Source organism: Geovibrio sp. ADMFC3, from assembly GCF_054687035.1.
On the sequence record NZ_BAAFZG010000002.1, the window covers coordinates 1,426,975 to 1,449,448 of the forward strand.

Sequence of the window (22,474 nt, forward strand, 5' to 3'; positions counted from 1 at the left end):
TTAATAGCTTAAAACTGCACATCCTGTCAGTTTTAAGCACACGCTCGCGCCGCAGTAAATGCGGCTTCGCTTCGCACGACGCAACTCCATCCTTGGAGTTGTAGTAAGCATCTATAGTCTCAAATAAAATTCAAACATTATCTTGACTCAAAGATGTTTTTTCTTAGTTAGAATCATTTGTTTGAGTTCTTCTATTGTATAAGGCTCCGGTTTTCTTTTATGCAACATGGAATGGCAATTTGGACAAACAGGGACTAAATCTTTGCAAGGATCAACCATGTAACCCTGATTTATCGTACTGAGAGGTTTTGTATGATGCACATGGATAAACTGTCTTCCAACATCTCCATAAAACGCAGAAAAATCAAAATTACAAACGATACATTTATAACCTTTTATAGCAAGACACCTTTTTCTTGCAATAGAGTCTCGTTCATAAACATTAACAATAATACTTTTTTTTGCACCTTCGTATACTGGGGTATCAGTAGAAATCTCCTCAGGAATCTCAAATCCACTCATTTTCAATATTGTAAATTCATCAAGTATTTTTTGCAGCGATACTAACTTCCCACCATTTGGAAGCTTGGCATAATATTCAATATGTGATTCAACAGAATCTAACGCTTTACTTAATCCAATATACCCAAAATCATCATGAATCTTCCTCAGAAAGTATTCCACAGAATCATTATTAATATTTCGAGAATAATTAATCCCTCTCAGCATACAAGATAATACTTGAATATAATGACTTGCAGAGGCTTGATTCATCTTACAATTCACAACAAGATAACCTATAGCCTCAATTCTCGTTATCTCTTGGTTATAGAATTTTTTACCTTGCTCATATGCTGCTTCAATCATTGTTTTTGTTATAACCGACATACTGCTAACCTCTAATGTATTAAAGAAGTTAAGCATTAACTTTTTATTAAAGCAACAAATTCAGGCTGCTCTCTAATCAGTCGGCATATAAGAATAAACATCTCTGCTGCGGTAGCGTTCCTTCATTTTGCGGATTCCCACGTTTTTCACAAGCCTGTCGTGTTTTTCACGGGCTTTTTCCATCGCCTGTTTACCCATGGGGTCATAATCGCTGAGAGCCTCAAAACCTTTGGAGACAGACAAACCGGCAAGCTTTTCCGCTTCTATGCGGAAGCTGACGCAATGCTCCTTGAATGAAGGCATAGTGGCAAGCTTATAAGCCTTGACAGCCTTCTGAAGCCGGAACATTTTCTGATAACTCAAAGCAAGGCGAAGTGTGTGCATCTCCTTGGTAAAAAAAGAAGGATCAATATTCATCACCCGTATAAAAAGATCACCGAGTTCTTCCGCCTCTGTCATCAGCTTCATCATTGTTCCGCTGTAGCGGTTGTTGTGCAGAGCCTCTTCTGCGTATTCCAGCATCAGGTGAGACCCCATGCGCCCCTTACCCATATACATAAGATGCTGCGGGACAAAACGGTTATGCGCCACAATATCCGCAGAGAGATGCGCCGCATAACCATGGGCAAATGCCTGTTCCTCATCGGTTTTAATACCCTTAAACAGCTTTGATACAGTTTTCCATGAATGTGTGTCGAGATTACGCTTATATTCCGAAAAATCTTTCAGAAACAGGAAAAAGTCAGGAAAGATATTGCCCAGCATGAAGTAGGCAGGGTATGCTTTAATAACTCCGTTTGCTGACGCTAAGATACTACTGGCTATGGCAAGGTGCGTCTGGAAGCCCCATGCAAAAGCCGAATCAGGGACAAAATACAGTAAGACAGCGGCAAAGATAGATATAGTTTTCATGCTAATATAGTAGTAACAGCTCCTGATTTCCGCAAGAGGTGTTGACAAAATAAATTAAGATAATTAAGGTATTAATATCCGCTAACAAAATGAACATAAACCGGAGGTAGTTGTCATGAAAGAAAAAGCTCTTGAACTCAAAAAGGAATTCACCCGCATGAAAGATGACTGGGAAGAACTTACCGAAGGCGAAAAACAGATAGCCAGAGACCGTGAGGCAGAGTACGATAAGCTCACGAAAGGCATGAACGAAGCAGATCTCAAATGGATTGAAGACGGTTTCGCTGTGTGGTATGCGGAATATATTGATGTTGAAACCAAAATTTTTATAAAACCCTGCGAGGGATAACGGAGATTATAATGAAGCGGATATTTCTGGTGCTGGCGGTACTCCTTTCGGTTGCCGCCTGCGTTACAGTGGGCAAAAAGACCACATCAATGGACGACACAACCTATTACACGCAGTTCTCATTCTTTTATAAAGCGGGTATCCATAAATCCGCAAACTACCGAGAAGGAACGCTTATCCCAATCAATACCCCTGTGAAAATCCGTTCCATAGGCGGATATGACCTCACGGGTGATGAATCCTTTGAGATAGCCACTGTTGACGGCAGGCATAAGATTGTCGTATCTAACGATAAAGATAACAGCGGCGTAAGCCTCACTGATTACAGGAACAAGCTTCTCGGCACGGAAAAGGTTGACTTGTCCGGCTATTCCGAACAGGCACAAAGCTTTATCCGTAATGGTGAAGCAGCCAAAGGAATGACCAGAGATATTATGCTCAAAGCGCTGGGGACTCCTCCTGTGGATTTAACCCCTTCGCTTAATGCTGAGACATGGATTTACCACCTGAATCTGTTCCAGAAAACATATGTTACTTTCGGTGAAGATGGAGTAGTGAGGGATATTTTCCACAAATAATCAGTAAAAAACTTCTTTAAGATACAATCCGCAGGCGGGGGCGGTCATTCCCGCCTTTCTTCTGTCTTTCCCTTTGATAATCTCATGTATATCCGCAGGGGTCTGCTTCCTGAATGCACCCCTGACAACCGTTCCGGTGATGATGCGGATCATCATGTGCAGGAATCCGCTTCCGTTGATTTCAAAATGAATATAGTCCCCGTCGGTGTAAACCTTTGTGTGGTATATGGTACGGACAGTGTTTTCCTTCATGCCTTCTGCGGCGCAGAAACAGGCAAAGTCATGCTCGCCCTCCACAGCCTTCAGAAGCTCCGCCATCAGCTCGATATCAGGTTTCTTCTTCAGCCACCAAGCCCTGTTTCTGTCCAGTGCAGAGGGTGTCCAGCGTGTAAGCAGCCTGTACATATATGTTTTGCTGACGGCTGATTTCTGGGAGTGAAACTCCGGCTCAACATCCTCCGCAGATTTCACAGCTATATCCTTGGGGAGAATGGTGTTTATCCCCATAACAAAACCTTCAGGAGGTATATAGTTTTCCGTGCGGAAATTAAAAACCTGATTGAGAGCATGAACTCCGGCGTCTGTGCGTCCTGAACCTATTGCAAAAAGGTTTGTTTTATACATTGTCGCCAGTGCTTTTTCTATCTCCGACTGAACAGTGCGCACCTCTTTCTGCGCCTGCCATCCGCAAAAATCTGTTCCGTCATATTCCACAATACATTTTCTGTTATACATAGTAACCGCCGGCAGAAAGAGTTATCACCAAAAAAAGTGCAGTATAATCTGACAGTTTCATATTTGGAAGTCTCATTCTTTCATCAAAAGTTTCAAGCATAACACACACGGAGTTCCTTGAATGTGTCATGGCTTTTTCCGCTAACGGAGCGAGAAACTCCTTTATGGAAAATAGCCTGCCGATTCGTTTTTCACCTTTTGGTCTGAAGAAAGTGAAGAACTCCGGCACAAAGCTCAGGGCACAGCCGAGAGAAACACTCAGCCCCTTGGCATCAACAAAAGGAACAATGCGGAACACACGGTAAAACAGCGCAGTGAGGTGATCTGTTTTGATCATGAATGTAAGAAGCGACGAAAAGAATATCAGAAGTGTAAGCCTGTAAACTATAAAAAGCGAAGACTCTGTATCTCTTATTCCGAAAAACCAGTGGCTTGCGAATGATGCAATAAGTACGGGAGAAAGAGGAATGAGCGCTCTCAGAAAAAGAACAGGGCTAATCCTTGAAAATAAGAGAACTGCGGCAAACACTGCCCAGAAATAAAACAAGCCGGAAGGGGATTTCACCATTCCGGCCGTAATTGTCAATATAATAACAGAAACAGCCTTAACAGCGGGGTGCAGCCTATGAAGGAAGGAATCAGTATCTATATAAGAACCGAAACTCCCCCCAGCCACTTAAAACCGCACCGTCAGACAGTCCTGAAATAATCAGGCGTCTTTATTTTCGTTCTCGATTTTCTTTTTATCCGTTTCCGGAGTGATATCGAGGGCGTCTTCTGCATCCTTTGCGGACTTTTTAAAGTTTCTGATGGCTTTTCCGAGACCGTCACCGATCTGAGGAAGTTTGCCCGCACCGAATATAACCAGAGCGATTATAAGGATGATCAGAATCTGCTGAGAACCTACTGAACCCATACTTTGCCTCCTAAAGATGTATGAACATTAATACACATCGTCCATTTATTCAAGGCTTATTATACTTGCGAATCCGCTTTATAAGTGTCACTGATAGACTTATAAATAAAAGCACTCCAAGCCATGTGTAACCGTATAAACTGAAGAACGTTCTCTGTGTGAGAAGGTTCATCTCGTAGTCCAGATACCCTTTTTCGCCCACACCCATAACGGACTTTATACGTCCCTTCTGGTCTATAAAGGCAGATATTCCGGACTGTGTGCAGCGAGCGATCCACCTGCCGAATTCCGAGGCACGCATCACATCTACTGCAAGGTGCTGATAGCGTCCGTGGGAAAACCCGAACCAGCTGTCGTTGGAGATGATCGTTACCATATTTGCCCCGGCTGCGATCTGAGCCATGAGCTGTTTGTAAAATGCGCCCTCGTAGCAGATCATAGGCGCAATCTTCATTTTATCAAGGTCAAAAACGCCGAACGTATCACCTTTGCTGTAATCCTGCGCTCCGCCGAAGAAGTATTCATCCACAGACTTAAATAGCCCGCCCAAGGGAAAATACTCACCGAATGGGACAAGATGCACCTTGTCATAAACCGCAGAACCTGCCCCTGCGTAAAGGGCGGCACTGTTGTAGTAGCTTCGTTTGTTCTCCTGCTCTTCCCTGCGCATTACGCCTATCAGAACAGGAGTGTCCTCACCTATGGTGGAGAGGGTGAGATCTATCAAAGCATCGTCCTGCACCATAACCGGATACGCAGTTTCCGGCAGTACAAGCAGATCATAATCCTTAAAACCGCTGCCCAGCACCATCTGCTGAACATTGCTTATCACACGTTCCTTCTTGTCCGCATCCCATTTTTCTTCCTGCGCCACGCCTGTCTGCACCATGCGGATCTTTGCAGAACCCTCTGCCGCAGGTTCGGGCATGATAGTACCCAGCAGATAAAGCACCACAGGGAGGAAAATTCCGCCTGCGAACATTGCGTGCTTTTTACTGCGGACTCCGTGATAAACAAGGAGGTTTCCCGCAACTATCAGAAAGCTCAGCCCGTATTCGCCCATAAACGAAGTCACAGTGAGAATGTCAGGGTACAGATACTGTGTCTGCCCCAGAGTAAGCCACGGAAAACCCGTAAGGAATCCCCCCCTGAAATACTCGCCGCAGGCGAAAACAACAGGCACAAAAAGAAGAGAGCCTTTCGTGCGGGCAAAAACCCACATAGTCAGCCCGTAATAAAGCCCAAGGTAGGCGGCAAAAACCGCAGTTACTATCCAGGATACAAAAAGCGGCGCACTGCCTATATCCGTAAGGGGAAAAGACAGCCACGAGATTCCGAAAAAGTAATAAAACTCTCCGAATAAAAGTCCTGCCCAAAACGGGCGGATGTATCTTTTCTCACCGAGGATAAACAAAGGCACAAGAGCAAACCATGCCAGAAAGCCTCTGCCAAACCCCGGAGACGCAAGAGTGAGCAGCATAACCGAAGCAAACAGCAAAGCCGCCGCATGAAAAAGATCTCTGGAATTTGCCTTTTTGTTCATAATGAATATATACCGCCTCTGGAAAAACGAAGGTAAAGCCGGATATTTTTCAGCCGTGATACCTTACGAAGTAACTTTATTCAGCACATCCGCAAAGCGAATGGGTTTTTGAATGGTTTCTCTAAAGCATATTTCTTCAACACTATAACTATTTATTAAGTAAATAATTTTCAAAATATAGAATTTTTATCAAAAATTTATCCTATCACCATATACATAACCGCAGATCTGCCCAAGGGAGATACAACCGTCATTAGCAGGAATTCTGCCGTGAATTAGGGGGGTGAACCCGTTTGCTTTCAGGAGAGATGTAACTCGCTCAAGGAGAAGCATATTCTGGAACACACCGCCGGAGAGAGCGACATGCTTTATTCCGCTGCCATGTTTAATGCAGACATTCAGAAGCATGCGGGCAAAACCGTTATGGAACCTTGCCGAGCATACTGACTGCGGTGTGCCGGATGTCAGGTCACGAAAAAGTCCTTCAAACAATTCGGCGGGGTTCATTTCACCCGTCTCATAATAGTCTGTGACAGTTTTATCCGCCATATATTCCAGCTTTATCGCCAGATGTGCTTCAAAATCATTTTCTGCAATACCTGAAACCAGAGCCCCTGCTGCCTCAAAAAGCCTACCGGTGCTGGAGGTTTCGATGGAGTTCAGCCTTGTTTCTACTATTTTTTCAGTGAGTTTCAGAACAGTCTGCATCTGAGGAAATCTTTCGTAAAGAAAATCGGTGTATTTTTCCAGCCCGTATGCCTTCATCAGCGAAACAAGCATCATCAAGGGCTTTTTCGCCGCAGTATCCATAGCAGGCTGTAAAATATACGGCAAATGAGCGGAGCGTGTCACAGTTTTATCTTTCCTGACAAATAGTTCTCCGCCCCATATCCGTCCGTCTGTTCCGAGTCCAGTTCCGTCCAGTATCAGCCCCAGAGAATCGCCGGTGTGTCCGTTTTCTCCCAGAACAGCATAAAAATGCGCCAGATGATGCTGCATAGCAACGGTTTCAATCCCTGTTTCTGCGGCAAATCGGGTGCTGAAATAATCAGGGTGAGTATCTGTAATAATCTTCTTTGGCTCTATGCCGAGCAACAGGCGCATTTTATCCCATGTTTCGGCATAAAAGTCCCGTGTTTCAGGGTTGTCAAGGTCGCCTATATACTGCCCCGGAAATGCGTATCCGCCGGAGGCGAAGCAGATCCCGTTTTTAAGATGCGCTCCCGCACCCGCCACGGGTATATCCGCCTCAAACGGCAGCATCACAGGATAAGGCGCAAAGCCCCTTGCACGGCGCAGAACATATGGAAAGCCGCAGGCAACAGCCACTACGGAGTCATCCACTCTGTTATGTATATCTCTGTTATGATGAAGGAATTTATCCGTATAATGCTTAAGTTTTTCTTCCGCCTCTACTTCATTTATGCAGATAGGTTCATCACGCAGGTTTCCGCTTGTGGCTATTATAAAGTCCGTATCAAGACGGCTCATCAGCACAGCATGGAGAGGGGTATAGGCTGTCATAACGCCTACATTGCTCCCCATGGGGTTCACTGCGGTGGAAAAAGGCGGATTCTCCCAGTCCAGAAGAAGAACCGGAGCCTGCGGACTTGTGATTATATTTCTTTCAGCATCGTTCAAAGGTCGGTATTTTTCGAGTACAACCGCATCAGCACACATCACGGCGAATGGTTTTTCGCCTCTGCGTTTAAGCTCCCGCAGTCTGTTCACCGCAGAATCATTCATGGCATCACAAATAAGGTGATAACCGCCCAAGCCCTTCATGGCGAGGATTTCGCCATTATTCACAGCATCAGCCGCCGCCTGTAAAGCCTCGTCTCCATGCAGCCCGAAGCCGTAAACCTGCGGTCCACAGACAGGGCAGCAGTCAGGCTGTGCGTGGAAACGCCTGTCAGCGGGGTTTTTATATTCTGATTCGCAGTCTGCGCACATGGCAAAGCTGCTCATTGTTGTCATTTTTCTATCGTAAGGTATTGCTTTTATTATGGAATATCTGGGTCCGCAGTTGGTGCAGTTTATGAAAGGATACTGATAACGTCTGTCTGTTTTGTCAAACAGCTCCCTGCGGCAGTCGGGACATATAGCCACATCAGGGGAAACCAGCGTGAGACCGTCAGTGTTCTCAGATTCTCTGATCTCAAAGCCGTCAAAACCATTTTCCACGCCTTCTGTTATTTTAACAGAAACTATGTGTGAAAGAGGCGGGGCAAGTCTTCTGACTTCATCGGCAAACTCTGCGGCTGCTTCATAGGGGCATTCAAGCCCTATCTCAACTCCGGCTGAGTCATTGAGGACATAGCCCTTAAACCCCTTATCCGAAGCAAGCTGATACACAAACGGGCGGAAGCCGACACCCTGCACAATTCCTTTGATTCGTATAATGTAAGTATTTGTCATTTCTTCCAAAACATAGGCGTAAACAGTACAAACACAGTGTAAAGCTCAAGCCTGCCTGCCATCATGGCAAAGCTTAAGATCCATTTAACATGATCCGGCAGAAAAGCATAGTTCTCCGCAGGTCCGACATTGCCGAAACCGGGACCAATATTTCCAACAGTTGCAAGAGCCGCTGTAAGAGAAGTGAGCAGATCTATTTCTGACGCTGCCAGAGCTACAGTTACAAGCAGAATGGTGCAGACATACAGGAAAAAGAATCCGCTTATGGCATAAACAATGTTCTTGCGCACCGGATGTCCGCTGATTTTCAACACAAAGACTCCTCTGGGATGCACAAGAAATTTCATTTCATTAAACCCCTGTTTGAGGAGGGTTGCGATCCTGACAACCTTTATACCGCCGGCTGTTGAGCCGGAACATCCGCCCACAAACATCAAAGTAAGCAGAACAACCTGCCCCAAGAATGTCCAGTATTCATAATCCGCAGTGGCAAAGCCCGTGGTGGTGAGGATGGATGCTGCCTGAAAAGATGCGTAGCGTATGCTCTGCCAGATACTGTCATATATTTTTCCATACAGACTGAAAGCGATAACCGCACTGGCGGAAACGAAGATCAAAAGATACGCCTTAAGCTCCGTATTGCGGAAAATCCCTTTGAAGTTTCCGCTCATAAGCCTGAAATGCAGGGTGAAGTTCATACCTGCTATCACCATAAAGAGAGTTATCACTCCGTCAATATAGGCCGAATCATAATGCCCTACACTTAAATTCTTTGTGGAGAACCCGCCTGTGGCGAGTGTGCTAAAGCTGTGGTTTACAGCGTCAAAGAAAGTCATACCGCCGCACACCAGAAGAAATGTCTCAAGAGCGGTGAACCCCACATAAACATACCAGAGGTACTTGGCTGTTTCAGCTATGCGGGGCGTAATCTTGTCCACAGTGGGTCCGGGGGCTTCCGCCTGCATAAGCTGCATACCGCCGATTCCGAGAAGCGGCAAGATCGCAACACCAAGGACAACAATGCCCATTCCGCCCAGCCAGTGAGTAAGTGAGCGCCACAGAAGAAGAGATTTTGGCATTTGTTCAATATCAGTAAGAATTGTTGCGCCCGTGGTGGAAAAGCCTGACATTGTTTCAAAAAAGGCATCAGTAACACTGAGCATCCCCACTTCAAAGATATAAGGAAAAGCTGCCACAGTTGAAGCGACAAGCCAGCTCAGGGTAACAACCAGCAGTCCGTCCCTTGTGGAAAGGGTTTTCTGCTTTTCATGCCGGAAAACAAATAGAATACCGCAGCTGATCAGCCCGCTGACGGATATGGAAAGCAGAAAACTGCGCACCGCTGCCCACTCCTCATAGAATGCTCCTACACCGGCACAGAAAAGAAGAAAAACATCAAGAATCAGTATAAGAACCGAAACGGTTTTGAATATAACCTTGAAATGCATAATCAGCCGGAAAACATCTCTGACAGCTCAGTGGAAGCTTCTTTTGCGGAGAAAGTCACAATTCTGTCTTTTTCTTTAAAAATGAAATTTCCGTCAGGAATAATGTGCTTTGAGCCTCTGGAGACAGCGGCAACAAGAGATCCGGAGGGGAACTTTATATCCTTAAGAGTCTTTCCGCAGAGTTCATTCCCCGCTCCGAGGCTGAACTCTGTCACCTCAGCTCTTCCGTCAAAGATCTTAAACACATTCAGAATATTTCCCTGACGCATATATTTAAGGATCGCATTCACCGAGCTAAGTTTAGGGCTGACGGTGGCATTGAGCCCCAGCTCCGCAGAGATATGCAGATAGTTTGTCTTGTTTACCAAGGCTATAGCCTTCTTAACTCCGAGAGATTTAGCATAAATAGCAGTGAGGATATTCAGCTCCTCATTGCTTGTGGTGGTAACAATGAGATCACTGCCGTCAAACTGTTCATCCTCAAAGATACTCTTGTCTGAAATATCTCCGTTTATCACCAAAGCGCCGGGGTAATCAGAGGCAACCTTCTTGCACAGCTCATAATCCCTGTCCACAACCTTAACTCTTCTGCCGAGCTGGAGAAGTTTTTCAGTAACGTATCTTCCCATTCTTCCAGCACCGACAATTACCACGGTTTTGATACGTTTTTTCGGAGTTCCGGTTTTTGTGAGGATTTTTTCAAAGGTATTGACCGATGCGACTATGAAAACGTGATCCCCTTCTTCCACAAGGGTTTCACCATCGGGGATAATTATGTCGTCCTCACGGATTATCCCTGCTATTATGAACTCCTCTTTGAGAGTTCCCTTTATCTCCTTCAGTTTTTTGCCGAGGAGGAAATGTTCATCATCTATATATATGTCACGAAGCTGTATTTCACTGTCATCAAAGCTGAAAATATCGCTTGTGGCTCCGTGTTGGATATTATTTACAATAGCTTTCGCTGCTTCGATTTCCGGATTAACTATGTAGTCAACACCGTAGCCGCCGTTGAAAATACGTGTTCCCACATATTTAAGGCTTTTCACACGGGCAATTTTGAGCGGTACATCAAATTCGCTGGCAACAACAAAACAGCTTATCATGTTTACTTCATCGGAATCGGTGGCGGATATAAAGGCGGTTGCTTTCGCTATCCCTGCCTCTTTCAGCACTTCGATATTGGTTGCATCGTCATTGATAACCATGCAGTCAAGGTGATTCGAGGCATGCTTCGCACGCTCATTATCACGCTCGATAACCACTACATCCTTGTTTTCAAGAATAAGCTGTTCGGCGATGTGGAATCCCACCTCGCCCGCTCCGGCTATAAATATTTTCATGAACCAAGCCTACTGAACAAGCATAGCCTCTGCTATTTTCATATACTGGGTACGCTCAAACCCCATGTGTTCTCCGGCGTTTTTCTTTGAAGCAAGTCCACGTATATCGCTTAAGGAAGCTTTTTTACGGAGGTCAAGCCACTGGTCAACCTCTTCAAGAATAGTTGAGATACGTCCGAATCCGTTTTTATATACCTCTGAAACCATCTGAACCGCTGACGTTCCGGCAAGTATATGCTGAAGCACGGAAGAGGAGGAATGGACACCTGTTGAGGAGCTTACGTTTATCCCAAGCTGCGAAGTGATCACAGACACCCAGCGCAGAACATTATATGTCTCGTTTTCTGTGCTGTAGTAATGAACAGGTTTGAGTTTGAGAGTGTTGGTATCTATCGCCATCTGGTAGTATCTGTTAAAAAGCGTCAGGCTGTCCGCCCCTGCTTCCTTTAATTTTGCCGCCATGTATGGAATTGATGTGAAGTTTGGTCCGATCTTGACCGCAACAGGGATTTTTACTTCTGCCTTCACAGCCTTAACAGTGTCTATATATCTCTGCTCAACCTCTCTGGGGTCGTCTGTCACGCTGAAGGGAACATAAGCTATATTCAGCTCAACCGCATCCGCTCCGGCATGCTCAATATCTTTTGCAAAGCCTGCCCACCATTTGCCGCCCATGCAGTTTATACTGGCTATCACGGGGATATTAAGGGCGTTTTTGGTTTTTTCGATATTTTCCACATAGCCCTTTGTTCCGTAGACCATAAGCGCATCTTTCATTATATATTCATAGGCTTCGGGGTGGAAGTTATCAGAATAACCGCCGTCAGTCTGCCTTAGTTCTTCTTCAAAAAGTGATTTGAGAATAACAGCCCCCGCCCCTTCGCTTTCAGCTGCTTTCATATTCTCAATAGTTTTGGACATGGTGGAGCTTCCGAGAATTATCGGGCTTTTCAGCTTGAGCCCCATGTAGTTCACGCTTAAATCAGCCATAGTTCCTTCCTTAATGAGTTTTTACGATTATTTTCATTATAAGGTTTATTCTTCTGTAAATCCAGAATTATAGGGTTTAGCCGGAAAAACTGCCTCAGCAGGGCACACCGGCTTTTACATTAATCTTTTTTAATGACTTCTCTGGGTTTGGATGTTCCATCAGACGGAGCGACTATGCCCTTCTGCTCCATTATCTCAACAATGCGGGCGGCACGGTTGTACCCGATGCGCAGATAACGCTGAACCATTGATATTGAGGCGAAGCCCTTCTGCCTGACAAGCTCAAGAGCTTCAAAATATTTATCATCAATCTCCGACTCATCAATCTCAGTAATATCCGATTCCTCATCCTTAACCAGCTCCATATTGTATTCCGGCTCGCCGAGGGTTTTAAGGTGTTCGGTTATTCTGCCCACCTCATCGTCACTGACAAAACATCCGTGTACACGGACAGTCTCGCTGGTTCCGGGCGGAATGAACAGGCTGTCCCCCCTGCCGAGGAGAAGTTCTGCGCCGTTTGAATCTATAATGGTTCGGGAGTCTATCTTAGAGGAAACCTTAAACGAAAGCCTCGCAGGCATATTTGCCTTGATTATGCCCGTTATTACGTTTACAGAGGGTCTCTGGGTAGCCAGAATAAGGTGTATTCCCACCGCACGGGCCATCTGTGCGATACGGATTATAGACTGCTCTACATCTTTTCCCGCAACCATCATCAAGTCGGCAAACTCATCTACAACAACAATGAGATAAGGCATTTTTGCATGCCCGTCAGTATCCGATTTCTGGTTATACGAATCGATATTTCTGACCTTTGATTCGGCAAGTAGGCTGTATCTGGATTCCATTTCCTGAACAACATTCTTCAACACTGTTGCCGCCTTGCGCACATCCACAACCACAGGAGCAGCAAGGTGGGGTATGCCTTCATATATGCTCAGTTCCACCATTTTAGGGTCAATCATCACAAACTTCACCATATCAGGCGAAGACTTATAAAGGACAGAACAGATCATTGCATTCACAGAAACAGATTTTCCGCTTCCTGTTGTTCCCGCTATGAGCAGGTGAGGCATCTTTGTCAGGTCTGATATGTACGGCTTGCCTGAGGCATCCTTTCCCATTGCAAAGGTAAGGGGAGACTGACTTTCTGCAAATCTTACAGAAGTGAGAAGCTCACTCAGCACAACAGATTCCCTGTTTTCATTGGGCAGTTCGATCCCCACCACAGACTTACCGGGGATGGGAGCGATGATCCTGACACTCAGGGCACTCATGGCAAGAGCCAAATCATCGGACAGGTTCGCAATTTTATTGATCTTTATACCCGGAGCCGGTTCAAACTCAAAAAGAGTAACCACAGGACCGGGACGTATTTCACGCACCTTACCGAGAACACCGAAGTCTTTCAGCTTCTGTTCAAGGATTGAAGCTTTCTGCTTCAGCTCCTCGTCAGACTCGCCCCTGACCTTACCGGAGGGTTTATCCAGCAGATTCAGCGGAACATCATACTTAACACTTGTCTGCTCCACTGTTTCCTTCGGTTTTATATCTATTCCGTTTTCTTTAGGTTTTTCAAATGTTTCCGCAGGTACTTCTTCAATCTCCTCCGGTGCTTCCTCCATGAAGAGTTCATCACCAAGGGGCTTTGTCACGGGAACATAATCATCATCCGGTTCTTCGTAGGTTATGCTTTCTGCTGCGGGTGCGGGTTCTTCGATTTCGGTTTCTGTTTCCACATTGCGTCCGGCATTGAGGAACATACCCTTAAACCCTCGGCCTTTTATGTCCGCTCCGCCTCTGATATTCAGAAGCGCATGCTTAATATCGCTCAGTGTCACGGCAAAAAACACCATGAACACTATAACAAGCAGGAATGATACGATTATTACCCCGCCCGCCTTGCCCAGCAGAGACGCAAGTATATCCGAAGATGCTTTACCGGAGATTCCCCCTGTGTACTGGGACTCAAAAAAGAAGTCCTGCCCGCCAAAGAAACCTGACATCACAGAGAGAAGGAAAACAAAAACCATCATTGCCATGAATGAATAAACTGCGCTGAATCTTCCTGTTTCCCTGCCGCTTCTCAGCAGATACAGCCTGTAAACCACGCCGGAGAAAAATACAGGGATGCACAACGCCGCCCAGCCGAAAAAGGTTCCGGCAAGATCGGCAACATATGCCCCTGTCTTGCCGAAAAGGTTATTTACCCTTAACTCATAGTCACTGAAAATTATATGAGAGAATGAGGGATCTGCCGAAGAATAGGAGTATATTGACAGTGTCAGAAAAATAAGCGTTATAACGCTTAGCAAAAAGATTATATCAAGGGGCAGGCTCTTCCTGTTTTCTACATCCATATTATAGCTGTTATCCCCAGCACAAGGCAGTAAAGAGCAAACACCTTAAGGTTGGCTCTCTTTATAAAATATACCATAAAGCTTATGGCGAAAAGACCGCTGAGAAAAGCAGCAAACATCCCAATTCCATATGCGGGAAGCTGCGCAACAGGCAGAGTTTCCAGATGGCGCACCTGTAAAAGTGCCGCACCGAAAATAGCGGGAACAGACATGAGGAAGGTGAACTCCGCCATTTCCTCTCTTTTTATTCCGAGAAAAAGCCCCACGGCAACAGTGGAACCGGAGCGGGAAATACCGGGAATAACAGCAATTCCCTGCATTATGCCAATGAAGAATGATCTCGGCAGTGTCACTTCGCCTGTTGACTTCATTTTATCCGACAGCACAAGCAGCACAGATGTGAAAATAAGAAAATATCCTACAAATGAAGGAGTTGCGAAAAGATGTTCCACAGAGTTCTCAAGAGAGAGACCGATAACCGCAGTGGGTATGCTGGCTATTACTATTCCCCAGAGAAAGTTTTTGTTCTGATAGTAAACTATCCTGTACTGCTGGAAAAATATTCCGAAAAAAGCAAGCATCAGGTTTTTCACCCTCTCCCTGAAGAAAAGGAGAACAGCGAAAAGAGTTGCAAGATGCAGTAATGTATCAAAAAGAAGCCCCGGCTGGGAAAACCCAGACATAAGAGACTGGGCAAGCACAAGATGCCCCGAACTGCTTACCGGCAGAAACTCAGTGAGCCCCTGAATCAGCCCAAGCAGAACAGCCATACCCGTTGTCATTTATACCTCCACGACAGCAGCCGCCACAGCGGGTCTCCTGTCCATACTTTTCCTGAAAAAACGCCTGACGAGTTTTTCAATAAAATCTTCCAAAAGGGTGTAATCCCCGTTCGCCTCTTCTATAAGGCTTGCCATGCTGTCGTTCAGATATTTTCTGAGTTCAAAGGTTGTCCGGTCATCAATCCTGAAACCCTTGACCCTTATCACAGGGGGCATTTCCAAAGCTTCGTACAAAGGGCTGTAAAGAACAGTAACAGCCACAGCACCGTCACGGCAGAGGCTTTTACGGTCTTTAAGCAGTTCTTCGTCTATTACGGTTCTGCCCCGCTGGTCAATATATACAGTCCCGTGGGGTATATCGTCAACGGCAACAAGTTTGCCGCCTTCAAAAACCGCTCTCATACCGTCTTTGACGGGGAGAATATTATCCCGCTGAAAAATGCCTGTCTTCATTGCGGTTTTAGTCATGTGGGCAAGGTGCATCTCCTCGCCGTGTACAGGTATGAGGTATGAGGGCTTGGTAAGGTTCATCATTTTTGTCAGCTCCCCTCTGGAAGCATGACCGGATACATGTATTTTCCGTGCGGCAGTGTCTATCACTTCGCCGCCGTTTTCGTATATCAGGTTTATAAGCCTGTTTAAGTTCTTTTCATTACCGGGGATAACCCTTGAGGAGATGATGAATGTATCTCCGGGTTCGACCTTCAGATCCTTGCGTTCTCTGGATGCTATGCGGTAAAGGGTACTCTGGGTTTCGCCCTGACATCCGGTAATTATGTAAACTACCTTATTTTCAGGCATTTTTTTGCCGGTGGAAAGCTGAACTATGCTTCTTGCAGGTATGTCCAGATAGCCGATTTTCTTTGCTATATCAACATTGCGCTCGATGGACGCCCCTTCTATCACCACCTTTCTCCCAAGCTCATCCGCCGCTTCGATAACCTGCCGAAGCCTGTCGAGGTTTGAGGAGAATGTGGTGAAAAACACACGTCCGGCAGAGCTTCTCATGATGTCTTTGAGTTCAGCCTTTATTGATGATTCAGAGTTGGTGAACCCCTCATTCTGGGAATTAGTGGAATCAAGCATCAGGCATGTCAGCCCGCCTTCTGCAAGCTTGGCGAAATCATCCTCATTAAAAGGTTCGCCGGAGACGGGGGTGTAGTCTATTTTAAAGTCGGAGCAGTGCAGAGCGGAGAATGGACCATGCTTGAGGTATATGCCGAAAGTATCGCCTATGGAATGGGTTACGGGAAGGAATGTGGCTGAAAAATCACCTATTTTGACAGTTTCCCTCGCCTCAACAGGGATAAGATTAACCCGTTCCTTCTTTGAGCCGAGCTTAGCGGCGAGTATCCCCAGCGAAAGCTTGCCACCGTATACGGGGACATTAAACTCGCTAAAAAAATAAGGAAGAGCGCCTATGTGATCCTCATGTCCGTGGGACACCAGAACAGCTTTCAGCTTATGCTCTATCTCCCTGATGTATGTAAAATCGGGAATTATGTAGTCCACTCCCGGGTAGGTGTAGTCCGCAAACATTACGCCGCAGTCTATTATTACCGCAGTGTCTTCGGTTTCGTAGACATACATATTCATGCCGATTTCGCCGACTCCGCCGAGTACAGCAACTGATGCCCTCATCTTTCTCCTTATTTCTCAATATATCGGATATTTTAAGGTAAACGTAAATAAATGAAAAGGCAAGGATTAGGAAATGATTCAAATTGATCTGCTTCGTTTGAGTTCTTTGCTTTGCAGAATATTTTAATACAGATGTTATTAGCCTCAAGATGGCAGTGGCAGCGCTTTCTTCTCTGGTAAATTACCACGTCAAGGTATTCTAAGATCTTGATAATCTTCACTTAAACACCTCATAATAATGAAATTATAATATTTTCTAACGAGCAAATACAGATTTATTGTTCATTATTACAGGATGCAGGTACTGGATTTTTGGCAGTTTTGAACGAGATTCAATTCAGAGCGAAAATGGTCTGAATTATTTCTGGTAATTTAAATCCTAAAGATAATTCAATGCAAATTAGTAACATTATGTTATCATTTAATAAGTTAATATAGTTACTGCTTTGTGGGGATTTTTATGAAAAAGTTAATGTTGTGTATATTATTTGCGACCCTAATTTTAGGATGTTCTACAAAATATCAACCACATGGATTGAGCGGTGGTTATTCTGATACAAGACTAGCCAGCAACATTTTCAATGTATCATTTGCTGGCAATGGCTATACGTCAAGAGAACGATCGTCAGATTTTGCCCTCCTTAGAGCAGCAGAGTTAACGATGGAGAATGGTTTTGCCTATTTCTTGATTCTTGACACTGAGAACTATACGAACACATACACAACTGGCAAAACATACCAAACGGCAGGTACATATAACAGTTATTCTTTTAATGCAACGACTAGGCAAACAGGAGGGGTAACTTTTAACAAACCTAGAAGTAAATTTCAAATCATATGCTTTAAGGAAAAACCAAATGCAAATGGGATTGCATATGAAGCACAATATGTGGCTAGTTCTATAAGATCTAAATATAACATAAACTAACTACTTGGGCTTGAGAAACACTATAATAAAACAATTTAGCCGAATTATGTTAAAACTATGGAGCTTGTATAGCTTTAATCATATCTGCAAGTGCTATATTACTATATGTCATAATGCTTGCTAACTATATTGATGTTACAATAATTTTGAGGTCGCTATGGGAAAGATCAAGGATCCAATCAATTTTTCAACAGCATTTAATTTAAATAAAAAGGCAATTACTAAAATAGGAGTTGTCGATGTGATTCTAAATGCTGACACAAACTTGTTTATTGATCCTCTCTTATTAGAAAAATCTAAACACACAGAAATGTCGGATGTTGCATACAATAGCTACAGAAAACGCTTTGAAATAATAATTAAACTTCTTTCAAAATCTAAGAAGATAGGTGATACGGCTTGGCGTAATGCATTAAATCAATTTCAATTCCATGAGGTGTCGTGGACATGTTTGGGATATGGTGGTTCTGTTCGGGGCTCAGGATTCGGAACAGAATTAATTACAAGTACTTTATCAACAGCTAAAGATATTGTTGAACTTGGTGTTGAAGATGTTGACCTTTTTATGGCACTAGCTTTATTTGAGGAAGGTATTGGCCCAGATCGTATTAGCGATATGACTACTAATATAATCTTAAACGATTTATGTACTTTTAATATGCGTATAATTAAACAGCTAAATCTTCCTACTGAAGAGTTTGAGATTGATGGAAAAGTCATAGAACTTTTAAGCAATCCATGCTCTAAGAATAAAGAACCGCTACTGCTAGTTCCTAGTGATATTGTCAGAGACCTGCCTATCGCAACGGATTGGAGCGATGTTATTGATGCTGCTAGCAGAAACAAAGCCTTACGGGACAGAGTTAATAGTAATATCAGTGGTATATGGGCTTCACTGACCAAAAAAGACAAAAAAAGACTTAAGGTTGAAGCTCTTGCTAGTAAGGAAGCATTTGAGTCAGTTTTATCTATTCTTAAAACAGCAGAAAAAGTCTCTTATGATGTAAACACAGATTACAATGGTGAAGTTTTCTGGGGTAGCTTGGCTGAAAGAGTAGCAAAAGAATTCCCCAAAGATTTTTCTAAATACCAAAACCGAAAACTTGATATTAATGAGGTTAATGCCTTAGTTGGCGAAATTATTAATGAATTTAAATTTCTAGTTGAAAATCGAGATCTGTGGCGGGAACTATGGGATGAGGCATTACAAAAACATAAAAAAGAAAAGGCTGCACAAAGACTATTTTTTGCAGTAGCACACAGTTATTGTAAGAGTAATAATCTTGATATAACACCTGAGGCAGATACAGGTAATGGTCCTGTTGATTTTAAAGTTTCTAATGGTTATTCAGAAAAGGTATTAGTTGAAATCAAGTTATCAACAAATAACCTAGATCATGGATACGAAAGGCAACTTAAAATTTATCGTGATGCTGAACAAACTATTTTTGCGTATTACTTAGTAGTTGAGGTCAGTAGTTATTCGGCAAGAAAAAAAAGGCTATTATCAACTAGATCAAAACAAATTGAAATTGGGCAAAATGCATCAGAGATTGTTTTTGTTAATGCAAAGCCAAGGAAATCAGCTTCTAAGAGAGAAACAACAAGCATGAAAATAAACCTCTAATAATACACTGCTTTTAACCGTTTCTAACCACAAAATCTCAATCAAAAATGTACCACGAGTGTACCACAAAAAAAAGACCAGTGCTGAAACACTAGTCTTCGTGTAAGTTATTGGTACCATTATAAAAATGGTGCCCAGGGACGGAATCGAACCATCGACACGGGGATTTTCAGTCCCTGCAATGTATATCCGACCAAAAATGATTCTTCATCAATACACCACGAGTCAAAAAAAGACCTGTGCCGAATTCCACAATACACCTAAAGATGCTCCCAGCCTTTGTGGGAAATATCCTCGCTGTCCAGACAAACACCTGCACCCTTTTTTACCTCGCCTATGCGGTAAACAGGGCGTTTGAGATCACGGTGGATAAGCTCTTCCATCTCTTTTGAGCGGCTTTCGGGAACAGTGAAAAGCAGGGCGTATTCCTCACCGGAGCTGACAGCGTCAGAAAGTCCGTATTCAGGAATAAGCCTTGAGTCAAGCTCCATGCGGACTCTGCTGGCTTCGGCTATGTGCGAAGCATCCCGCCCCAGTCCGTCGCTTATATCAATGCAGGAGTTTACCCCGAAGGAACCGAGATATGCCCCCAGCTCCGTTTCTGCCTTGTAAAGATAATGGTCGAACACCTTTTCTCCGGCAAGTTCTCTGGCAAGCATAGCCGCCGCACCGCCCACAGGGCGGGAGAGGTATATATCATCCCCCTCCTGCGCTCCGCTGCGCACAAGCACATGGTCGGAGGGAGAGCCGATTATGGTGAGGGATGCGAAGAAGTGTGAGGCGGAGGATGTGGTGTCCCCGCCTATCAGCTTTATATCATAATAAGAACATGCGTAGCGCACGGCTTCGGTAAGCCTCGCTTTATCCACATAAGACGGCAGCGCAACGCCCAGAAGTGCCTTTTCCGCCCTGCCTCCCATAGCGGCAATATCGCTCACATTTGCGGTAAAAAGCCTGAATATTATATTCTGCAAAGGGGCATCCTTTGTAAAATGAACCCCTTCTGCGATTATATCCTTGGCGATAAGAAGCCCGTCCGCAAGCACAGCGTCATCACCTATTCCGTGCAGGCCGTCATTCGGGCTAAGCTCTTTAAGGCTTTCGATAAAGGCAAATTCCTTCAAAGCTCCTCCGCAAGCTCACGCATGAGTTTGGCATCGCAGTAAGGATCACCGGAAGCGCACAGAGCAGATGAAACAGCCACTCCGGAGAGCCCCAGACCTTTCAGGTTCTTCATATTGGAAGCTTTGATTCCGCCTATGGCGATGGCGGGAAGCGGGCTTCTCTCGGTAATAAGCCTTATCCCCTCCGTGCCGATTACCGGACGAAGATCCTTTTTAGTATCAGTATGAAACGCCGGACCCACGCCGATGTATGACGCTCCGCCGTTCACAGCGGTTTCCAGATCCTCAAGGCTGTTGCAGGAATATCCGTAGACCATTTCAGCCCAAGTATCCACAGCAGAGGCAAGGGGTATATCCTTTATCCCAAGATGCACAGCCTCTGCACCGAGGGTGAGCGCCGCATCTATACGGTCATTCACCACAAAGAGTATATCCTTTCCTTCGATCAGCTCCATTATCCGATGCCCTGTGATGATGGAACGACGGATGTCCAGACCCTTGTTGCGGAGCTGGATTGCCGTCACCCCGCCTTCAACAGCTGCCAGAATAAATTCATCAAGCGGCATCTGAAGCATATCTTCCTCAAAAACGAGGTAAAGTCTTAAATAGTCGGAAGTTTTTTGTCTATCTTCACTGCGCATAATTTCCCGCACATGGAGCAGGAATCAACATCCCTGTTCCTTTCAAATTTTTCTCTCGCCTTAGCCGGGTCTATAGCAAGGGCAAACATCCCTTCCCAGTTAAGTTCTTTTCTGTACTTACTCATAAGTATATTACGTTCCATCGCTCCGGGGTAGCCTTTTGCGATGTCTGCTATGTGTCCGGCTATGCGGGAGGCTATAACTCCTTCCCGCACATCGTTTTCATCGGGCAGACAAAGGTGTTCCGCAGGGGTTACATAACAAAGGAAATCAGCACCTGCCGCACCGGCGATTGCTCCGCCTATGGCTGCTGTTATATGGTCGTAACCGGGTGCAATATCAGTGGGGAGCGGTCCGAGAATGTAGAAAGGCGCACCGTCGCAAAGAGTTTTCTGCAATGTCATGTTAGCCTCGATCTGGTTCAGCGGCACATGACCGGGACCCTCGATTATAACCTGAACATCACGCTCTTTGGCTCTTTTGGCGAGTTCGCCGAGGATAATCAGCTCGTCTATCTGCGCACGGTCGGAAGCGTCAACTATAGCCCCCGGACGGAAGCCGTCACCGAGGCTGAGAGTTACGTCATATTTATAAGCTATGCTTAAAAGGTCTTCATAATATTCGTAAAGAGGGTTTTCTTTACCGTTTCTGCGTATCCAGTTAGCAGTGATAGAACCGCCCCTGCTCACTATGCCGCATACTCTTTCGGTTTTGTCCATTCTGGCTACGGATTCCTTCGTAACGCCGCAATGAACTGTTATATAGTCTATTCCCTGTTCGCACTGTTTTTCTATACTGCGGAGGAGAACTTCGGGATCCATCATCTCCGTTGTTTTATCCGCCATGGCAAGCTCTGCCGCCACAGCATAAAGCGGAACAGCACCCACCATAACTGGTGAAGCGGCAAGAATCGCTTTGCGTACCGCCTCAAGGTCGCCTCCGGTGGAGAGATCCATAACGCTGTCCGTGCCGGCGTCAAGGGCGGCTTTGAGCTTATCCAGCTCGCAGTCTATGAACGGACGGTCGCCGGATGTGCCGATATTGGCGTTGACTTTTGTGCGAAGTCCACGCCCGATTCCCATAACCTTTTCATAGTCACGGTTTTTATTTTTAGGAATAACTGCTTTGCCGTCCGCTATGAGACCCATGAGCTTTTCTGCGTCCATGAATTCGTCAGCGGCTACTTTTTTCATTTCCGGTGTGATAATCCCTTTACGGGCTGCTTCGAGCTGTGTCATGAATTTATACCTG

The 22,474-nt window shown here is 44.9% G+C and carries 20 protein-coding genes and 1 tRNA gene; 4 read left to right on the forward strand and 17 right to left on the reverse strand.

The features are described from left to right. Positions 1-147 precede the first annotated feature (147 nt). Both ACYRYY_RS07135 and ACYRYY_RS07140 read right to left on the reverse strand, forming a co-directional pair. Positions 148-888: an HNH endonuclease gene (locus ACYRYY_RS07135; RefSeq protein WP_460214920.1), complete on the reverse strand. Its 741-nt coding sequence runs from the start codon at positions 886-888 to the stop codon at positions 148-150. Between the two features lie 72 nt (positions 889-960). Further along, positions 961-1,800, reverse strand: a complete 840-nt coding sequence (locus ACYRYY_RS07140) for a zinc dependent phospholipase C family protein (protein ID WP_460214921.1) — start codon at positions 1,798-1,800, stop codon at positions 961-963. Between the two features lie 115 nt (positions 1,801-1,915). Between ACYRYY_RS07140 and ACYRYY_RS07145 the strand changes: the two genes are divergently transcribed. Together ACYRYY_RS07145 and ACYRYY_RS07150 are read left to right on the forward strand one after the other, a co-directional pair. Beyond that, positions 1,916-2,149 carry a hypothetical protein gene (locus ACYRYY_RS07145; protein ID WP_460214922.1) on the forward strand — a complete coding sequence of 78 codons (234 nt, stop codon included), beginning with the start codon at positions 1,916-1,918 and terminating at the stop codon, positions 2,147-2,149. Between the two features lie 11 nt (positions 2,150-2,160). Next, positions 2,161-2,727, forward strand: a complete 567-nt coding sequence (locus ACYRYY_RS07150; RefSeq protein ID WP_460214923.1) for a hypothetical protein — start codon at positions 2,161-2,163, stop codon at positions 2,725-2,727. On the opposite strand, the gene truA is transcribed toward ACYRYY_RS07150, so the two are convergent. The 11 genes from truA to ACYRYY_RS07205 form a co-directional block, all read right to left on the reverse strand. After that, complete coding sequence (gene truA / locus ACYRYY_RS07155) at positions 2,728-3,462, reverse strand: tRNA pseudouridine(38-40) synthase TruA (RefSeq protein WP_460214924.1); 735 nt, start codon at positions 3,460-3,462, stop codon at positions 2,728-2,730. It abuts the gene before it with no gap. After that, entirely contained in the window at positions 3,455-4,138 is a 684-nt protein-coding gene (locus ACYRYY_RS07160; RefSeq protein ID WP_460214925.1) for an energy-coupling factor transporter transmembrane component T family protein, read from the reverse strand. Before ACYRYY_RS07160 ends, truA begins: the two co-directional genes overlap by 8 nt. Positions 4,139-4,171: 33 nt before the next feature. After that, positions 4,172-4,378, reverse strand: coding sequence for a twin-arginine translocase TatA/TatE family subunit (gene tatA / locus ACYRYY_RS07165; protein ID WP_265822826.1), 207 nt, complete (start codon positions 4,376-4,378; stop codon positions 4,172-4,174). Positions 4,379-4,427: 49 nt separating this feature from the next. After that, a complete protein-coding gene (gene lnt, locus ACYRYY_RS07170; RefSeq protein ID WP_460214926.1) occupies positions 4,428-5,921 on the reverse strand; it encodes an apolipoprotein N-acyltransferase in 1,494 nt (497 codons plus the stop codon). Between the two features lie 189 nt (positions 5,922-6,110). Continuing rightward, the gene (hypF, locus tag ACYRYY_RS07175) at positions 6,111-8,339 is read right to left on the reverse strand and encodes a carbamoyltransferase HypF (protein ID WP_460214927.1); all 2,229 of its coding nucleotides are present in this window, start codon (positions 8,337-8,339) and stop codon (positions 6,111-6,113) included. Continuing rightward, positions 8,336-9,787 carry a TrkH family potassium uptake protein gene (locus ACYRYY_RS07180; RefSeq protein ID WP_460214928.1) on the reverse strand — a complete coding sequence of 484 codons (1,452 nt, stop codon included), beginning with the start codon at positions 9,785-9,787 and terminating at the stop codon, positions 8,336-8,338. The genes hypF and ACYRYY_RS07180 overlap by 4 nt, the downstream gene beginning before the upstream one ends. A 2-nt stretch (positions 9,788-9,789) precedes the next feature. Beyond that, positions 9,790-11,130, reverse strand: coding sequence for a Trk system potassium transporter TrkA (trkA, locus tag ACYRYY_RS07185; protein ID WP_460214929.1), 1,341 nt, complete (start codon positions 11,128-11,130; stop codon positions 9,790-9,792). A 9-nt stretch (positions 11,131-11,139) separates the two neighbouring features. Further along, positions 11,140-12,120, reverse strand: a complete 981-nt coding sequence (locus ACYRYY_RS07190) for a dihydroorotate dehydrogenase-like protein (protein WP_460214930.1) — start codon at positions 12,118-12,120, stop codon at positions 11,140-11,142. Positions 12,121-12,239: 119 nt separating this feature from the next. Then, positions 12,240-14,480, reverse strand: coding sequence for a DNA translocase FtsK (locus tag ACYRYY_RS07195; RefSeq protein WP_460214931.1), 2,241 nt, complete (start codon positions 14,478-14,480; stop codon positions 12,240-12,242). After that, the gene (locus ACYRYY_RS07200) at positions 14,471-15,262 is read right to left on the reverse strand and encodes an undecaprenyl-diphosphate phosphatase (RefSeq protein ID WP_460214932.1); all 792 of its coding nucleotides are present in this window, start codon (positions 15,260-15,262) and stop codon (positions 14,471-14,473) included. Before ACYRYY_RS07200 ends, ACYRYY_RS07195 begins: the two co-directional genes overlap by 10 nt. Further along, positions 15,263-16,903, reverse strand: coding sequence for a ribonuclease J (locus ACYRYY_RS07205; protein ID WP_460214933.1), 1,641 nt, complete (start codon positions 16,901-16,903; stop codon positions 15,263-15,265). A 460-nt stretch (positions 16,904-17,363) separates the two neighbouring features. On the opposite strand from ACYRYY_RS07205, the gene ACYRYY_RS07210 reads away from it, so the two are divergent. Then, complete coding sequence (locus tag ACYRYY_RS07210) at positions 17,364-17,831, forward strand: CC0125/CC1285 family lipoprotein (RefSeq protein WP_460214934.1); 468 nt, start codon at positions 17,364-17,366, stop codon at positions 17,829-17,831. A gap of 157 nt (positions 17,832-17,988) precedes the next feature. Next, positions 17,989-19,458 (forward strand): hypothetical protein, encoded by a 1,470-nt coding sequence (locus ACYRYY_RS07215; RefSeq protein ID WP_460214935.1) that lies wholly within the window; start codon positions 17,989-17,991, stop codon positions 19,456-19,458. Positions 19,459-19,586: 128 nt separating this feature from the next. Here ACYRYY_RS07215 and ACYRYY_RS07220 read toward each other — a convergent pair. The 4 genes from ACYRYY_RS07220 to thiC form a co-directional block, all read right to left on the reverse strand. Then, positions 19,587-19,701, reverse strand: a tRNA-Ser gene (locus ACYRYY_RS07220). 17 nt (positions 19,702-19,718) lie between these two features. Next, positions 19,719-20,582, reverse strand: coding sequence for a thiamine-phosphate kinase (gene thiL, locus ACYRYY_RS07225; protein WP_460214936.1), 864 nt, complete (start codon positions 20,580-20,582; stop codon positions 19,719-19,721). Beyond that, on the reverse strand, positions 20,579-21,223 hold the full coding sequence (gene thiE, locus ACYRYY_RS07230; RefSeq protein ID WP_460214937.1) for a thiamine phosphate synthase: 645 nt from the start codon (positions 21,221-21,223) through the stop codon (positions 20,579-20,581). The genes thiL and thiE overlap by 4 nt, the downstream gene beginning before the upstream one ends. Beyond that, a complete protein-coding gene (thiC, locus tag ACYRYY_RS07235; protein WP_460214938.1) occupies positions 21,184-22,461 on the reverse strand; it encodes a phosphomethylpyrimidine synthase ThiC in 1,278 nt (425 codons plus the stop codon). The genes thiE and thiC overlap by 40 nt, the downstream gene beginning before the upstream one ends. Positions 22,462-22,474: the final 13 nt, after the last annotated feature.

Excerpts from the sequence above, each read along its gene's own strand:
- ACYRYY_RS07145 (WP_460214922.1), top strand. The coding sequence starts at position 1,916 with ATGAAAGAAAAAGCTCTTGAACTCAAAAAGGAATTCACCCGCATGAAA.
- trkA (WP_460214929.1), bottom strand. The coding sequence starts at position 11,130 with ATGAAAATATTTATAGCCGGAGCGGGCGAGGTGGGATTCCACATCGCC.
- lnt (WP_460214926.1), bottom strand. The coding sequence starts at position 5,921 with ATGAACAAAAAGGCAAATTCCAGAGATCTTTTTCATGCGGCGGCTTTG.
- ACYRYY_RS07190 (WP_460214930.1), bottom strand. The coding sequence starts at position 12,120 with ATGGCTGATTTAAGCGTGAACTACATGGGGCTCAAGCTGAAAAGCCCG.
- tatA (WP_265822826.1), bottom strand. The coding sequence starts at position 4,378 with ATGGGTTCAGTAGGTTCTCAGCAGATTCTGATCATCCTTATAATCGCT.
- thiC (WP_460214938.1), bottom strand. The coding sequence starts at position 22,461 with ATGACACAGCTCGAAGCAGCCCGTAAAGGGATTATCACACCGGAAATG.
- ACYRYY_RS07210 (WP_460214934.1), top strand. The coding sequence starts at position 17,364 with ATGAAAAAGTTAATGTTGTGTATATTATTTGCGACCCTAATTTTAGGA.
- ACYRYY_RS07150 (WP_460214923.1), top strand. The coding sequence starts at position 2,161 with ATGAAGCGGATATTTCTGGTGCTGGCGGTACTCCTTTCGGTTGCCGCC.
- ACYRYY_RS07180 (WP_460214928.1), bottom strand. The coding sequence starts at position 9,787 with ATGCATTTCAAGGTTATATTCAAAACCGTTTCGGTTCTTATACTGATT.
- ACYRYY_RS07215 (WP_460214935.1), top strand. The coding sequence starts at position 17,989 with ATGGGAAAGATCAAGGATCCAATCAATTTTTCAACAGCATTTAATTTA.
- hypF (WP_460214927.1), bottom strand. The coding sequence starts at position 8,339 with ATGACAAATACTTACATTATACGAATCAAAGGAATTGTGCAGGGTGTC.
- ACYRYY_RS07200 (WP_460214932.1), bottom strand. The coding sequence starts at position 15,262 with ATGACAACGGGTATGGCTGTTCTGCTTGGGCTGATTCAGGGGCTCACT.
- ACYRYY_RS07135 (WP_460214920.1), bottom strand. The coding sequence starts at position 888 with ATGTCGGTTATAACAAAAACAATGATTGAAGCAGCATATGAGCAAGGT.
- ACYRYY_RS07205 (WP_460214933.1), bottom strand. The coding sequence starts at position 16,903 with ATGAGGGCATCAGTTGCTGTACTCGGCGGAGTCGGCGAAATCGGCATG.
- ACYRYY_RS07195 (WP_460214931.1), bottom strand. The coding sequence starts at position 14,480 with ATGGATGTAGAAAACAGGAAGAGCCTGCCCCTTGATATAATCTTTTTG.
- truA (WP_460214924.1), bottom strand. The coding sequence starts at position 3,462 with ATGTATAACAGAAAATGTATTGTGGAATATGACGGAACAGATTTTTGC.
- ACYRYY_RS07140 (WP_460214921.1), bottom strand. The coding sequence starts at position 1,800 with ATGAAAACTATATCTATCTTTGCCGCTGTCTTACTGTATTTTGTCCCT.
- thiE (WP_460214937.1), bottom strand. The coding sequence starts at position 21,223 with ATGCGCAGTGAAGATAGACAAAAAACTTCCGACTATTTAAGACTTTAC.